Source organism: Pseudomonas sp., assembly GCF_030147005.1.
Classification (GTDB): domain Bacteria; phylum Pseudomonadota; class Gammaproteobacteria; order Pseudomonadales; family Pseudomonadaceae; genus Aquipseudomonas.
The window spans coordinates 1-14,404 of record NZ_JASLAW010000096.1 but is presented as its reverse complement, the minus strand read 5'-3'; the positions used below and the strand labels follow the sequence as shown (position 1 = coordinate 14,404).

The 14,404-nt window shown below is 61.7% G+C and carries 16 protein-coding genes; 7 read left to right on the top strand and 9 right to left on the bottom strand.

Going from position 1 to position 14,404, the window contains the following annotated elements; genetic code table 11:
• Positions 1-87: 87 nt before the first annotated feature.
• The 7 genes from Q1V60_RS09415 to Q1V60_RS09385 form a co-directional block, all read right to left on the bottom strand.
• The gene (locus Q1V60_RS09415; RefSeq protein ID WP_300629573.1) at positions 88-1,437 is read right to left on the bottom strand and encodes a CoA transferase; all 1,350 of its coding nucleotides are present in this window, start codon (positions 1,435-1,437) and stop codon (positions 88-90) included.
• Between the two features lie 40 nt (positions 1,438-1,477).
• Positions 1,478-2,821: a HAMP domain-containing sensor histidine kinase gene (locus Q1V60_RS09410; RefSeq protein WP_300629572.1), complete on the bottom strand. Its 1,344-nt coding sequence runs from the start codon at positions 2,819-2,821 to the stop codon at positions 1,478-1,480.
• Between the two features lie 68 nt (positions 2,822-2,889).
• Positions 2,890-3,351, bottom strand: coding sequence for an LTXXQ domain protein (locus Q1V60_RS09405; protein WP_300629571.1), 462 nt, complete (start codon positions 3,349-3,351; stop codon positions 2,890-2,892).
• A gap of 261 nt (positions 3,352-3,612) precedes the next feature.
• Complete coding sequence (locus tag Q1V60_RS09400; protein WP_300629569.1) at positions 3,613-4,290, bottom strand: response regulator transcription factor; 678 nt, start codon at positions 4,288-4,290, stop codon at positions 3,613-3,615.
• Between the two features lie 7 nt (positions 4,291-4,297).
• A complete protein-coding gene (locus Q1V60_RS09395; protein WP_300629568.1) occupies positions 4,298-4,705 on the bottom strand; it encodes a translation initiation factor 2 in 408 nt (135 codons plus the stop codon).
• A 106-nt stretch (positions 4,706-4,811) separates the two neighbouring features.
• Positions 4,812-5,111, bottom strand: coding sequence for a YciI family protein (locus tag Q1V60_RS09390; protein WP_300629566.1), 300 nt, complete (start codon positions 5,109-5,111; stop codon positions 4,812-4,814).
• A gap of 1 nt (position 5,112) precedes the next feature.
• Positions 5,113-5,709 (bottom strand): septation protein A, encoded by a 597-nt coding sequence (locus Q1V60_RS09385; protein ID WP_300629565.1) that lies wholly within the window; start codon positions 5,707-5,709, stop codon positions 5,113-5,115.
• 87 nt (positions 5,710-5,796) lie between these two features.
• Here Q1V60_RS09385 and Q1V60_RS09380 point away from each other — a divergent pair, with 87 nt between their 5' ends.
• The 6 genes from Q1V60_RS09380 to rluB all read left to right on the top strand — a co-directional run bounded on the left by Q1V60_RS09380 (position 5,797) and on the right by rluB (position 10,755).
• Positions 5,797-6,660: a PHP domain-containing protein gene (locus tag Q1V60_RS09380; protein ID WP_300629562.1), complete on the top strand. Its 864-nt coding sequence runs from the start codon at positions 5,797-5,799 to the stop codon at positions 6,658-6,660.
• Positions 6,661-6,673: 13 nt separating this feature from the next.
• Positions 6,674-7,303: an L-threonylcarbamoyladenylate synthase gene (locus tag Q1V60_RS09375; RefSeq protein ID WP_065949370.1), complete on the top strand. Its 630-nt coding sequence runs from the start codon at positions 6,674-6,676 to the stop codon at positions 7,301-7,303.
• Between the two features lie 120 nt (positions 7,304-7,423).
• Positions 7,424-8,122, top strand: coding sequence for a ScpA family protein (locus tag Q1V60_RS09370; protein WP_300629574.1), 699 nt, complete (start codon positions 7,424-7,426; stop codon positions 8,120-8,122).
• A 12-nt stretch (positions 8,123-8,134) separates the two neighbouring features.
• Complete coding sequence (scpB, locus tag Q1V60_RS09365; protein WP_300629560.1) at positions 8,135-9,049, top strand: SMC-Scp complex subunit ScpB; 915 nt, start codon at positions 8,135-8,137, stop codon at positions 9,047-9,049.
• A 146-nt stretch (positions 9,050-9,195) separates the two neighbouring features.
• Positions 9,196-9,387, top strand: a complete 192-nt coding sequence (locus Q1V60_RS09360; protein WP_300629559.1) for a DUF1289 domain-containing protein — start codon at positions 9,196-9,198, stop codon at positions 9,385-9,387.
• Between the two features lie 144 nt (positions 9,388-9,531).
• On the top strand, positions 9,532-10,755 hold the full coding sequence (gene rluB / locus Q1V60_RS09355; RefSeq protein WP_300629557.1) for a 23S rRNA pseudouridine(2605) synthase RluB: 1,224 nt from the start codon (positions 9,532-9,534) through the stop codon (positions 10,753-10,755).
• Between the two features lie 194 nt (positions 10,756-10,949).
• Here rluB and Q1V60_RS09350 read toward each other — a convergent pair whose 3' ends face one another.
• Both Q1V60_RS09350 and Q1V60_RS09345 read right to left on the bottom strand, forming a co-directional pair.
• Complete coding sequence (locus Q1V60_RS09350) at positions 10,950-11,909, bottom strand: leucyl aminopeptidase (protein ID WP_300629555.1); 960 nt, start codon at positions 11,907-11,909, stop codon at positions 10,950-10,952.
• A 73-nt stretch (positions 11,910-11,982) separates the two neighbouring features.
• Positions 11,983-12,120: a hypothetical protein gene (locus Q1V60_RS09345; RefSeq protein ID WP_003237751.1), complete on the bottom strand. Its 138-nt coding sequence runs from the start codon at positions 12,118-12,120 to the stop codon at positions 11,983-11,985.
• 646 nt (positions 12,121-12,766) lie between these two features.
• Here Q1V60_RS09345 and Q1V60_RS09340 point away from each other — a divergent pair.
• A complete protein-coding gene (locus Q1V60_RS09340) occupies positions 12,767-14,188 on the top strand; it encodes an amino acid permease (RefSeq protein ID WP_300629551.1) in 1,422 nt (473 codons plus the stop codon).
• Positions 14,189-14,404 lie beyond the last annotated feature (216 nt).

Here is a 14,404-nt window from a genome sequence, read left to right as displayed (position 1 = left end):
AAGCTCCCTCGCCACAGGTCGCAGGTTTTTCTGCTTTAGCGCTTAACTGACCGGCATTAGGGCTTGCCCGCGAAAGCGGCCCTGAAATCACCACTGTGGCCGGTGCGACCCCAATTCCCCGGCCGGCACATCCCACTGCAGCGGCGTGCCGCTGATACTCAGCGGCGCCAGCAATCGATGGGCCTGGCCCCAGGCAGTTTGCTCAACCACCAGGCCGTGATCGCTGGCGGCTTCGGCCCGCAAAGGAGGCTGCTCCGGGACCTGGCCGGCATCCATCAGCAACGTGGCGGTGCGCGCCAATGACAGACGCGCCGAGCCCCCTCGGCCGGAGGCCAAGCGCTCGCTCAATGCGCGAACCGCGCTGGCCGCCATCAAATACCCGGTCGCGTGATCCAGCGCCTGCACCGGCAGCGGTAACGGTTTCTCCGCTTGCTTGCGGGCCATCCCAGCCTCGGCAATCCCGCTGCTCATCTGCACCAGGCTGTCGAAGCCGCGCCGATTGCGCCACGGGCCGCTCCAGCCGTAGGCATTGAGGCTGACGTCGATAAGGCCCGGCGCGATGCGTTGCAGTTCGCCCGCAGCGTAGCCCAATTGCTCCAATGCATCGGCGCGGTAACCGTGGAGCAGGATGTCGGCATCCTTGAGCAAGGCTTCGAATATCTGCCGGCCTTCGGCGCTTTTCAGATCAAGGCGCGCGCAGCGCTTGCCCAGGGTCATTTCCGGCACCACGCCGGGCTCGTCCCAGGTGGGCGAGTCGATGCGCAATACGTGCGCACCCAAACCCGCGAGAAAACGACTGGCGACGGGGCCGGCCAGGACGCGCGTCAAATCCAGCACCTTGACACCGGCCAGCGGGCGCGCCGCTGTGCCGAGCCAGGCTTTGGCGCCGGCGGTGTCGAAAGCCTGACGCTGGATCAGTTGCTCGGCATTTACCGCCAAGCCTTGAGGGTGGTTCTGCCAGGCTTGCCAGGTACGCATTTGCGCGGCACAACCGCCCTCGTCGACAACCGCCTGTTCCAATTCGGCGGCGTTCCATTTGGCGACGCTGCGCGCCATTTGTGCGCGTTCCGTGACCTTGCCCAGCACCCGTTCGGCCGCGGCGCGGTGATGGGGCGCGTTGGTGTGCAAACGAATCCAGCCGTCGGCGCTGGCGTAGTCACCGGCGACCGGGTCCCACAACGGCGGCACCTGCCAGCCCAGCGGGCGAATCGATGAGGAAAACCAGAACGAGGCGAGACGCCGGTCCACACTGACGTCCGGCAAGCGTGCGGTCTGTTGGCGGACAAGCTCGGCAACGGCCTGGCCGGCGGCGCCGATGCTGGCGGTGGCCAAGTCAGTTACAGCAAAGGCCGAGGGCAGGGCGCCGGGCTCGCTCAGGGTCAGCGGGGTGTGCGGTAGATCGAGTGCGGCTTGGATGGGTGTCAGCAGGTCAGTCATCGAAGGCCCTCCATTAGAGAAGGGCCACTATAGAAGATCGTCAGGCCGGTGTGGCAACCCCGGGCACCAACGGCAGTTCGATACTGGCGACAAAGCCGCCGTCGGGATGATTGGCCAGGATCAGATTGCCGCCATGGCGTTCGGCGGCGCGACGCGCAATCGCCAGGCCCAGGCCGTGGCCTTGCGCCGTCTGGCCGGGTGCGCGATAGAACGGCTCGCCCAGTTGGCTCAGGTGCTCGGCGTCAACGCCGGGGCCGTGATCGCGCACGCTGATCAGGATGCGCTCGCCGTGCCGCTGCGCGTGCAGTTCGATGGGTTGGCCGGCCGGGTTGAAGCGCTGGGCATTGCGCAGCAAGTTATCCACGGCGCGTTCGATCATGGTCGGCCAGCCTTTAAGGCGCAGGTCGTCTTCAGTGGTCAATTGCACCACTTGTTCCGGCGCGCTGAGCTGGGCGTCCTTTTGCAACGTCTTGAGCAACGGGTTGAGGTCGACCTCTTCGGCGCTGGCGTTGTCGGCATCCACCCGGGCCAGTACCAGAATCTCACTGATCAAGGCTTCCAGGCGGTCGCATTCGCGGGTCAGGCGCGGCCACAGCTTTTCCCGTTCTTCGGGGCCGGCGCGCTCGGCCAGGGCCAGGGCAATACGCAAGCGGGCCAGGGGCGAGCGCAGTTCGTGGGAGACGTCGCGCAGCAATTGGCGCTGGCTGCCGATCAGGCTTTGCAGGCGTGCGCCCATGCGGTTGAAGTCGGTGGCCAGCACGCCGAATTCGTCGCGGCGGTTGGCCAACTGCGCCAGGCTGTTCTGCTGGTAGGTGGCTTGGCCCAGGTCATGCACCGCACCTCGCAAACGGCTGAGCGGGCGGGTGATAGACAGGGTCACCAACAGGCTGAACAACGTCAGCACCACCAGGGCGATGGCCAGGGCGCTGAACGGCCACAACAGGCTGCTGCGGTGCCAGGCGTCCAGCTCCGGGTGCGGAATGCGGTAGATCAGCAGGTAGGTGTCGCCGGTTTTTTCGCTGGTGTACTCGGCGGTCAGGCGTCGCCAGGGCAGATGCCCGTCCTTGCTGTCATTCTGCCGGGCTTCGAAGGCGGCGGCGCGACGCGGGAAGGTGCCGCGTACCACCGGCTCGCCGCCTTCGTTCAGCACTTGCACGTCAATGTGGTACTGGCGCTTGCGTTGCTGCAGCAAGTCCTGGGCAGCCTCTTCGCCCTGGGCTTCGTAGAGTTGCGTCCACTCTTGCGCCAGGTTGTTGAGGCCGGGGTGACGGCTGAGAATCCAGGCGTCCTGGTTCAGCATGTGCCCAAGCAGGATCGACAGCCCGGCAACCAGGGCGATGGCCAGCCAGAAACTGGCCAGGATGCGCCAGAACAATGAACGCACAGGAAACCCTCAAACAGGAAAAGCCCAGCGGCGCGAGCCACTGGGCTGGGAGCATTAACGCGAGGGCATTATTGCGCTTTTTGCGGCTGTTGCGCTTTCCAGGCCTTAAATTCCTTCCATTCGGCGCGGCGCTGCTCTTGCTGCTTGACGATCTCGTCGAACTTCTTCTGCTGGTCGGGGTTGAGCACGGCGCGGATGCCGGCCTGGGTTTTCTGCTTGCCGGCGGCGATCTCGTCCTGCATGGCTTTCTGGTCTGCGGCCGGCAGTTTATCCAGGTACTTTTGGGTCAGGTCTTTGCGAGCGTGCCATTGGTCGCCCATCAGCTTGCGGATCTGCTCGCGCTGTTCCTTGCTCAAGTCCAGCTGGCGGAACGGGCCGCCTTTACCACGCGGACCGTGTTCATCGTGGCCCGGGCCACCCATCATGTGGCCTTGCGGGCCGCCCATCGGGCCTGGGCCTTCCGGCATGGCGGCCATGGCAACGGTAGGCAGTGCAGCGGCGAACATCAGAGCGATAAGGGTCTTGCGCATGGTGATTCTCCTGTCTCTATTCCGGTGAGTCCGGATGTGAGTAGGTTACCCAGGGCAAGGTAAGCGGCGGTCAGGTGAGCGTAAAGCTTGGGTAAAGACGATTTCGCCGAAGGCTGACAAATCGCCGGTCTGCAGGAGCGAGGGGGACGCCTGGTTCTTGCTCGCGAAAAACGTCAACGATAACGCGGGCATTCTGGACGAGCGCGTTGCCTTTGCATTCTTCGCGAGCAAGCTCGCTCCTACAGTGGAGCGGCATGATGACTACAGGCTGTAATAGTAACCGCGGCTGCGCAGCGCCACGATCCGTGGACGGCCGTCCGGGTGTGGGCCGATCTTCTTGCGCAGGTTGCTCACGTGCATGTCCAGGCTGCGATCGTACAGGGTCAACTTGCGGCCCAAGGCGATTTGCGCCAGTTCCTGTTTATCCAGCGGTTCGCCGGGCTGACGCAGCAACGCTTCAAGCAGGCGGCTCTCGGAAACGGTAAGGGTGAATTCCTGTTCGTCGATGCTGACCACGCCGCGCACCGGGCTGAAGCACAAATCGCCCAGCTCCAGTTGGGTCGACACCGCAGCCGGGTGGCTGCGGCGCAGTACGGCACGCAAACGCGCGGTGAGTTCGCGCGGGTCGCAAGGTTTGGCCAGGTAATCGTCGGCGCCCAGCTCCAGGCCGAGGATGCGGTCCAGGGGTTCGCCCCGTGCCGACAGCATCAGCACCGGCAAGTCCGGATGATCGTTGCGCAACTGCTTGAGCAACTCCAGGCCGCTGCCGTCGGGCAGCATCACGTCGAGCACGACTGCCGCCGGAGCGGTTTCGGCCAAGGCTTTGCGAGCACTGGAGCCGTCATGGCAGGCGCGCACCTGGAAACCTTCCTGGCTCAGCCAACTGGTCAGCAGCTCACAGAGCTCCTGGTCATCATCTATCAGTAACAGCTCGCTCATGACTCACTCAATTTAGCCATTGTCGACGACGACGGTGCCCACCGCTGGCGAAGATGCCACACAGCAAGGCAATCAGTGCGACGCCCGCGCCGGTGACAAACCATTGCTGCTGTTCGGTCAACCATCGGGTCAAGGCGCCGTCCTGTGTCTCTTTGAGTTGCTGGGCCAGGCGTTGGTTCTCCTGGCGCAGGCGACTCAGTTGCGCGCTTTCGCGGGTGGCTTGCGCGCTTTGCAGCTGCTTGCTCAGTTCTTCGCGTAGCCCTTCGCTTTCTTTCAAACGTTGCTGCAATTCGGTGACCTGGCTGTGGGCACTCAAGGACAGCGGCGTGGAGCTGCCGCTATTCGAGGTTTCTTCAGCATGGGCCGTCGCCCCGAGTGTTAACACTGCCAACAGACACAACTGACGTAAGCGCATCGGAACTCCTGATTCCACACGAATATTCAGAATGTTGTCGGCAGGTTACCGGGAATAATGAGCCATTCGGCCGGCGCCCAACCATTTTGGTTCGGCGCCACCGGGCTCAAGGCAGGACTTGCTTGAACGGCTTGACCACGACATCAGCGTAGACGCCCGCCGCCACGAAAGGATCAGCCTTGGCCCACGCCTGGGCATCGGCCAGGGACGCGAACTCGGCGACGATCAGGCTGCCGGTGAAACCCGCTTCGCCCGGATCGTTGCTATCGACTGCCGGGTGCGGGCCGGCCAGTACGATGCGGCCTTCGGCTTGCAGCTGCTTAAGGCGTTCGATGTGGGCGGGCCGCACACTCAGGCGTTTTTCCAGCGAGTTGGCAACATCGGTGGCAATGATGGCGTAGAGCATGTCAGTCCTCGGTTTTCGGCGTGGTGGCGGCGGTGTCATGCAGGTGGCGAGACAGGTAGATGCCTTGGCCGACCAGGAACAGCAGGGTCATGGCCAGGCTGCCGAACACCTTGAAGTCGACCCAGTATTCCTGAAAGGTGAAGGCCACGAACAGGTTGGCGGCGCCGCAGAAGATGAAAAACACGATCCAGGCTACGTTCAAGCGTACCCAGATCGGCTCCGGCAAGGTCAATGCGTGGCCCATGATGCGCTTGATCAGCAGACGATCACCGATGAAGTGGCTGCCGATGAAGACCAGGGCGAACAGCCAGTTGACCACCGGGGCTTTCCATTTGAGGAAGGTTTCGCTGTGAAAGGCCAGGGTCAGGCCGCCGAACACCAAGCAGGCGACGAGGGTCAGCCACTGGCTTTTTTCCAGTTTGCGCTGGGAGATGAAGATGGCGCCGTACACCACAATGGAGCTGACGATCAGCACGGCGGTGGCGCTGTAGATGCCTCCGAAGGACAGCTCGTGACCGGCGATATCGATGACCCTGGGGTCGAGTTTGGTAACGATGAAAAACAGCAACAGCGGGATGAAGTCGATGAATTGTTTCACAGTAAGAGCCAGAAGCTGGATGTGGCGGCATAATAACAAACATCCTTGGTTGCGATAGCGCCAGCTGACTTGAGGTTACACACTCCCGTGAATGTTGATTTGCACTGCCACAGCACGGCCTCCGACGGCGCCCTGGCGCCTGCGGTACTGGTTGCGCGTGCGTTTGAAAAAGGCGTGCGAATCCTGTCGCTGACCGACCACGACACCCTTGAAGGCCTCGATGAGGCCCGCACGGCGGCCCATGCATTGGGCATGCAGTTGGTCAATGGCGTGGAATTGTCCTGCACCTGGGGCGGCGCCACCATTCATGTGCTCGGCTACGGTTTCGAGCAAAACGCCCCGGCCCTGGTGGCCGCCATCGCCCAATTGCACGATGGCCGCTGGCTGCGGTCCGAAGAAATAAGCCGCAAGCTCAGTCTCAAAGGCATGCCTGGCGCCCTCGACGGCGCCCGCGCTATCCAGCAGGAACTGGGCGACAGCGGCAATGCGCCGGCCCGTCCGCATTTCGCCGACTGGATGGTGCGTGAAGGTTTCGTCAAGGACCGCGCCGAAGCCTTCCGTAAATGGTTGGGCGCGGGCAAGCTGGGCGATGTGAAGCAACATTGGCCGACCCTGGAAGACACCGTCGCAACCCTGCGGGCTGCCGGGGCCTGGGTCAGCCTGGCGCATCCCTGGCATTACGATTTCACCCGCAGCAAGCGCCGCAAGCTGATCAGCGACTATATTGGGGCGGGCGGCCACGCGATCGAAGTGGTCAACGGCTATCAACCCGCCGATCAGGTCGGCAGCCTGGCGATCCTTGCCCGCGAATTTGGTCTGCTGGTCAGTGCCGGCAGTGATTTTCATGGCCCAGGCGGCTGGTCCGAGATCGGCGAGTATCGTCAGCTCCCGGAAGACCTGCCGCTGTTGTGGGGGCGATTCAAGCATGACCCCATTATTGCCACCGTCTGAGCAGGTAGAACACGTGAGTCAATTCTTCCAGATTCATCCGGAGAACCCCCAGGCGCGCCTGATCAAACAGGCCGTCGAGATCATTCGCGCCGGCGGCGTGGTGATCTATCCAACTGATTCGTCCTACGCCATCGGTTGTCAGATCGGCGACAAAGGTGCGGTCGAGCGGGTCAGACGCCTGCGCGATCTGGACAAGAATCATAACTTCGCGCTGATCTGCAGCGACTTGTCCCAGCTGGGGCTGTTCGCCAAGGTCGACACAGGCACCTTCCGCCTGCTCAAGGCGCATACGCCAGGGCCGTACACCTTCATTCTCAATGCCACCCGCGAAGTGCCGCGCCTGCTCCTGCACCCGAAGAAGCGCACCATCGGCCTGCGGGTGCCGGAGCATCCCATCGCGCTGGCGCTGCTGGCTGAGCTGGGTGAGCCGCTGATGAGCGTGTCGTTGATCATGCCGGGCGATACCGAGCCGCTGGAAGACCCGTACGAAATGCGCCAGTTGCTGGAGAAGCAAGTGGATCTGATCATCGACGGCGGCTTCGGGGGCGGCAAGGCGTCCACCGTGATCAACCTGGCCGACGGCGAGCCGGAAGTGATCCGCGTGGGTTGCGGCGACCCGACGCCGTTCATGGTCGAGGCCTGAGTGTCGGTCGTGGAAACCGCCGATCCCCAGGCGGGTGCCCAGCAGGAACTGCCATTTGCCATGGTCTACGGCCAGGCAGTCATGGAAATGCCGCTGGACCTGTACATCCCGCCGGACGCCCTGGAAGTCTTTCTTGAAGCCTTCGAAGGCCCGCTGGACTTGCTGCTGTACCTGATTCGCAAACAGAACATCAACATCCTCGATATTCCCGTGGCGGAAATCACCCGGCAGTACATGGGCTATGTCGAATTGATGCAGTCGGTGCGCCTGGAACTGGCCGCCGAATACCTGGTGATGGCCGCCATGCTCGCCGAGATCAAGTCGCGCATGTTGCTGCCGCGTTCGGAAACGGTGGAGGCTGAAGAAGATGACCCGCGCGCCGAGCTGATCCGGCGCCTGCAGGAATACGAGCGCTTCAAGGCGGCCGCCGAAGGCATCGACGGTTTGAGCCGGGTGGGCCGCGATGTGGTGGTGCCCAAGCTTGACGCCCCGGAAGCCCGCGCGCGCAAGCTGGTGCCCGACGTGAGTCTGGAAGAACTGCTGATGTCCATGGCCGAAGTACTGCGCCGTGGCGACATGTTCGAAAGCCACCAGGTCAGTCGCGAAGCGCTGTCCACCCGCGAGCGCATGAGCGATGTCCTGGAACGCCTCAAAGGCGGGGGCTTTGTGCCGTTTGTCGAGCTGTTCACTGCCGAAGAAGGGCGCCTGGGTGTGGTGGTGACCTTCATGGCGATCCTGGAACTGGTCAAGGAGTCGTTGGTCGAGCTGGTCCAGAATGAGCCGTTTGCGGCTATCCACGTGCGGGCGCGAGCCGAATAACGAGCTGAATCGATGAATCTGACTGAACCCCGCGAACTGGCGCCGTTGCTGGAAGCCTTTCTCCTGGCCTCGGGCAAGCCGCAATCCCTGGAGCGCCTGTTCGAACTCTTTGAAGAGGCCGAACGTCCCGAACCGCCTGTGTTCAAGAAAGCGCTGGAGATCCTGCGCAAGTCCTGCGACGGCCGCGCCTTTGAACTGCGTGAAGTGGCCTCCGGTTATCGCCTGCAGATCCGCGAAAAGTTTTCCCCTTGGGTGGGACGCTTGTGGGAAGAACGCCCGCAACGTTATTCACGGGCGATGCTGGAAACCATGGCGCTGATCGCTTATCGCCAGCCGATCACGCGGGGCGAAATCGAGGATGTGCGTGGCGTGGCGGTCAACAGCCATATCGTCAAGACGTTGCTGGAGCGCGAGTGGATCCGCATCGTCGGCTACCGTGACGTGCCCGGCAAACCGGCGATGTTCGCCACCACCAAAGTGTTCCTCGACCACTTCAACCTGAAAAACCTCGACGACCTGCCGCCGTTGGCCGAACTGCGCGAGATGGAAACCGAGCCGGTGCTGGATTTCGACGACGCCCCGGTCCCGGCAAGCTTGCAGGAACTGGCCGACGCCAGCGCCGAGCCGGAAGAGCCGAAGGACGAAACCAGTTTCCATACGTTGCTGCTGGAACTGGACGACATGGAGCAGGGCATCAAGACCGACTTTGATGATTTGCTGCGCGATGGTGCCGCCGAGCCGCAGACCCAGGTGAACGTTGAACCCGAGCCTGAAGTCGAAGAAGACATTCTCGGCGTCGCCGATGCCCGCGAAAAGCTGCTGGCCGCCGTCGCCGCCCTTGAACAACCGCCGCTGAGCGACGAAGAAGATGAAGCGCGGGCGCTGGCCGAAGCCATTGAGGCAGAGCGCCGCCAATTCGAAGACTGAGTCGCTGTCAAACGCTGCAATAGCCCTGTGGGAGCGGGCTTGCTCGCGAATGCGGTGTATCAGCCTGCACAGGTATCGCCTGGCACACCGCATTCATGAGCAAGCCCGTTCCCATAATTGATCGCCAGCGTCAGGGAGAAAATCATATGAGCTCCACCAAAGACCCCTGTATCAGCATTTGCAAGTTCAGCGACGACATCTGTGTCGGCTGCGGCCGCAACAAGCGCGAAATCCGTGCCTGGAAGAAACTCGACAAAGTCGACAAACGCACGGTTCTGGCCGAAGCCGAGCTGCGCCTGCTGGCCCTGGGTGCCACCGGTCGGCGGAAAAGCAAATGATTGCGCCTGGATCAGCTAGTCTCTGATGCGCAACGTGCGCCATGCGCGTATGATTCGCGACCCTTTGCCGACCTATTCGGTCAAAGCCCCGCTTTCAACACTCTTCAGGCCACGCCTGAATCGACCCACCGGGAGGTGCTTAAGATGAACGACAAAGACCAGAACGACAGCCAGGAAATCGGCCCAGCAGGCGAGAAACTGCAAAAGGTGCTGGCGCGTATCGGCGTGGGCTCGCGCCGCGACGTCGAAGCCTGGATCACCCAGAAGCGCATCAAGGTCAACGGCGTCGAGGCCACCCTTGGCCAGCGCGTCGACCTGCATGATGCAATCACCATCGATGGCAAGGTCATCAAGCGTGAAGAGGCGGCCGAATCGGTTCGCCGTGTGATCATGTACAACAAGCCCGACGGCGAAATCTGCACCCGTGACGACCCGGAAGGCCGTCCGACCGTGTTCGACAAGATGCCCAAGCCCAAAGAAGGCCGCTGGATCAACATCGGTCGCCTCGACATCAACACCACCGGCTTGCTGATGTTCACCACCGACGGTGAATTGGCCAACCGCCTGATGCACCCGTCCTACGAGATGGACCGTGAATACGCCGTGCGTGTACGCGGTGAAGTCGATGACGAGATGATCGAACGCCTCAAAGCCGGCGTGGTGCTGGAGGATGGCCCGGCCAAGTTCACCGACATCAAGCAGGCGCCGGGTGGCGAAGGCTTCAACCATTGGTACCACTGCGTGGTGATGGAAGGGCGTAACCGCGAAGTGCGTCGCCTGTGGGAATCCCAGGGCCTGGTGGTCAGCCGCCTGAAGCGCGTGCGTTTCGGCCCGGTGTTCCTGAACTCTGACCTGCCGATGGGCCGCTGGCGCGAAATGAGCCAGTACGAAGTCGACATCCTCAGTGCCGAAGTTGGCCTGACGCCGGTGGCCATGCCGCAGATGAACGCCAAGAGCAAAGACAAGCTTGAGCGTATGCAGCGTAAGTCCTCGCGCCCTGTACCGCGTACCGAGCGTGTGGCCCGCACCCTGCGCCCGGCGCTGAATGCACCGGCAACCGGCGGTCGTATCTCCCGTGAGCCGCAGATCGAAGGCGAGCGCCGCCCAACCGCGCCATCGCGTCAGGAAGGCGACCGTGCTCCGCGCACGCCGCGTCCTGCCCGTGGTGAGGCGCCAAGTGGCGGTCGCAGCAACCGTGGTGAAGCCGATCGCCCCGCCGACAACGCCAGCACCAAGCGCCCGGCCAAGCCGGCGGCGAACAAGCGCCCTGGCCCGAAACTGGTAGCGGACGAGCCATCGGGCAAACGCCGTGGTGCGCCGGCCGGTTCCGGTCAGCGTCCTGGTTTTGGTCGCAAGAAGCCGCAGTGATGCTTTAGGCACTGCACACAAAAACGCCAACCCTCAGGGTTGGCGTTTTTTTTGATCTGGAATACGGTCAAAACTGTGGGAGCAGGCTTGCTCGCGAATGCGGTCTGTCAGACACACATGCATGAGCTGATATCACCGCCTTCGCGAACAAGCCCGCTCCCACAGGGGGCCTTCATTGGTTTCAACAACAGTGATCAAAACGCAAAGGTGCCATCAAACACCGGCTTGTCATCCAGCGCCAACACCCCGCTGGCAAAGATCAAATCCAGGTGATGACTGCCTTTTTGCCCACCACCCAAACCCAGATGCAGCCCGCAGTGGCGCTCTTCAAAGCCTGCATTGCGCGCATACAAATCTTTCACGCCTTCGTTGGTGCCAATCCCCAGTTCTTCCACACGGCGGTTGGACGGGTTGGCATTGAGGTACTTGTTAAAGTCATCCGCCAGCCCCGGCACGTCGCTGGCCACGCTGCAGATGGTGGAGTTCTCGATCCACAATTCCAGGGGGGATTCCAGCACGCCGTATTTGCGCGCAAAGGGGATGGTGCTGAGAAACGTGCCGACAAACCGCACTTGCCCGTTGATGGCTTCGCTGTGGGTGGCGATCTCGCCGGGGGCCAGGTCGTGGTTGCCGACGCCGTTGATATTGGTCCACTTCTTGATGCTGCTCATCGGCGCTTCAAGGCGCGAGCCGTGTTTGTCGGTGAAGCTCAGCACAGTGGCTTCGGACATGCGCCGAATCAACGTGGCGTTGAGGTCGGCAATGCGCTGCGGTTCGACGCTGAAGGTGTCGTAAAAGTAGTCGCCGTAGTCCTTGAACAACAGCGACTTTTTCCAATGTTCGGCCATGACGCCCTGCAGCGCGCGGATAAAGTCCGGGCCTTCGGCACGTGGGTTGGGCAGGGTCGAGGAATCGTAGAGAAACAGGTACAGGTCGCAGGCTTCGATGGCCTGGGCCAGGGATTCGCTGGCGCTCAGGTCCAGGCGCTGCACCTGGAAATTGAAGCGGGCGGCGCTGCCATGGGTGATTGCCTGGGCGATGGCGTCGTAGCGCTCGGTATGCCCCAGCAGCACGGTAGGGCGGCTCAGGCCTTTGAGGGCCGGGTGGTGAGCGAGGTAGTAGAGAAAGTGTTCAACGGCGCGGGCCTTGTCCATGACGGGTGTCCTTCGGTGCCTTGGGTAAGGGGGCAGGTGCCGTGCACGGCACCTGCCGGATGCCTGCCGGTGTTTAGAATGGCCACATCGCGGTGCCAAATGGCACAACGGCATCGGCTTGCATCATTTCAACGGCGGCCTCATGGGTCGGCGCTTCAAACCAATCGTCGAGTTGCAGTTCGGTTTCCAGGTCTTTTTCCAGTGCTTGCATGGTGTATCTCCTAAAGGACGTTGTTTGAGATCGGCTTGCCGGCGGGCTTCACCGGCAAGTCCAGAGAACCTAGGAGAGAGTGTTTCAAAATGCAAAATATTTATTGACACCGTTTCATTTGGATTTTTTCTTCTGTTTTTTTGGCGCTTTTTTTATCGAGGCAAAACAGCTGATTAGCTGAACCGATTCTTCAGTAAGGCCTGACTGACAATTTTCCGTAACCGGTCGTTTTAGCCTGGCTGTAAAGCAGGATTTCCGCTGCGTCACGTTAAGTTTACGGTGTTGGCCGACTGTCACAGAGTGCAAAACCTGTGTAAGGAATAGCTGACAGATTGCCAAGTGCTCCCTTGCGGTGCGTGCTCAAGCTGTCGAGCGGTGTACAATGCGCCGCGTTTTACTGTGACCCCCTTGCGTATCCGCGCAAAGGCCAAGACCTCAGGGTTTATCCGCCCTGATCACTCCGCCTGGCCACGAGCCGGACGGGTTCGATTTCGTCACAGATAAAAACAAACAGGTGACGCATGACCGCTAGAAAGACGCTGTACTCCTGGTGCCTGCGCTGGGGTTTGAGCGGCGCTGCTTGAGTCGGTAATTCAAGGCAGCAACCTGCATTCAACCTCTTCAAACCTTGCGTGAGACCCTTTTCATGAGTGGACCCCATTCCTCTTCAGGCGAGCTGAAACGCGGCCTGAAAAATCGGCATATCCAGTTGATCGCCCTGGGTGGCGCCATCGGCACCGGTCTGTTCCTCGGTTCGGCCGGGGTACTCAAATCCGCCGGCCCGTCGATGATCCTGGGCTATGCCATCTGCGGCTTTATCGCCTTCATGATCATGCGCCAGCTCGGCGAAATGATTGTCGAAGAGCCGGTCGCAGGCTCCTTCAGCCATTTTGCCCACAAGTACTGGGGCGGTTTCGCCGGCTTCCTGTCGGGCTGGAACTGCTGGATTCTGTACATTCTGGTGGGGATGTCCGAGCTGACCGCAGTCGGCAAATACGTGCATTACTGGTGGCCGGAGATCCCGACCTGGGTCTCGGCGGCGGCATTCTTCGTGCTGATCAACCTGATCAACCTGGCCAACGTCAAAGTGTTCGGTGAAGCCGAGTTCTGGTTCGCGATCATCAAGGTGGTGGCCATCGTCGGCATGATTGCCTTGGGCAGCTACCTGCTGGTCAGTGGCAGCGGCGGGCCGCAAGCCTCGGTGAGCAACCTGTGGGACCACGGCGGCTTCTTCCCCCACGGCGTGGGCGGGTTGGTGATGGCCATGGCGATCATCATGTTCTCCTTCGGCGGCCTGGAAATGCTCGGCTTTACCGCCGCCGAAGCGGACCAGCCGCGCACCGTGATCCCCAAGGCGATCAATCAGGTGATCTACCGCATCCTGATTTTCTACATCGGCGCGTTGGTGGTGCTGTTGTCGTTGACGCCGTGGGACAGCCTGCTGGCCACCCTTAACGCCTCCGGCGATGCCTACAGCGGCAGCCCGTTCGTGCAGGTGTTCTCGATGCTGGGCAGCAACACCGCCGCGCATATCCTTAACTTCGTGGTATTGACGGCGGCGCTGTCGGTGTACAACAGCGGCACCTACTGCAACAGCCGCATGCTGCTGGGCATGGCCGAGCAGGGCGATGCGCCGAAAGCGCTGGCGAAGATCGACAAGCGCGGAGTGCCGGTGCGTTCGATCCTGGCCTCGGCGGCGGTCACGCTGGTAGCGGTGTTGATGAATTACTTCATTCCGCAACATGCGCTGGAGCTGCTGATGTCGCTGGTGGTGGCCACATTGGTGATCAACTGGGCAATGATCAGCTTCTCCCATCTCAAATTCCGCCAGCACATGAACCGTACCGGCCAGGTGCCGTTGTTCAAGGCGCTGTGGTACCCGTATGGGAACTACATCTGCCTGGCGTTTGTGGTGTTTATCCTGGTGATCATGCTGATGATTCCGGGGATCCAGCTGTCGGTGTACGCGATCCCGGTGTGGGTGGCGTTTATGGCGGTGTGTTACTGGATCAAGAACAAGCGCAGGGCGCAGCATTCCTTGACGGCGGCGGCCCTGACCGCAAAATAAACGCCAAATTGTGGGGGCGAGCTTGCTCGCGAACGCGGTGGAAGAGTCAGCATAGCGGCAGCTGACACACCGTCTTCGCGGGCAAGCCCTAATGCCAGTCAGTTAAGACAGAACCGGTCCCTGTGGCGAGGGAGCTTGCTCCCGCTGGACTGCGTAGCAGTCCCATTTTTGGGGCCGCTTCGCGCCCCAACGGGAGCAAGCTCCCTCGCCACAGGT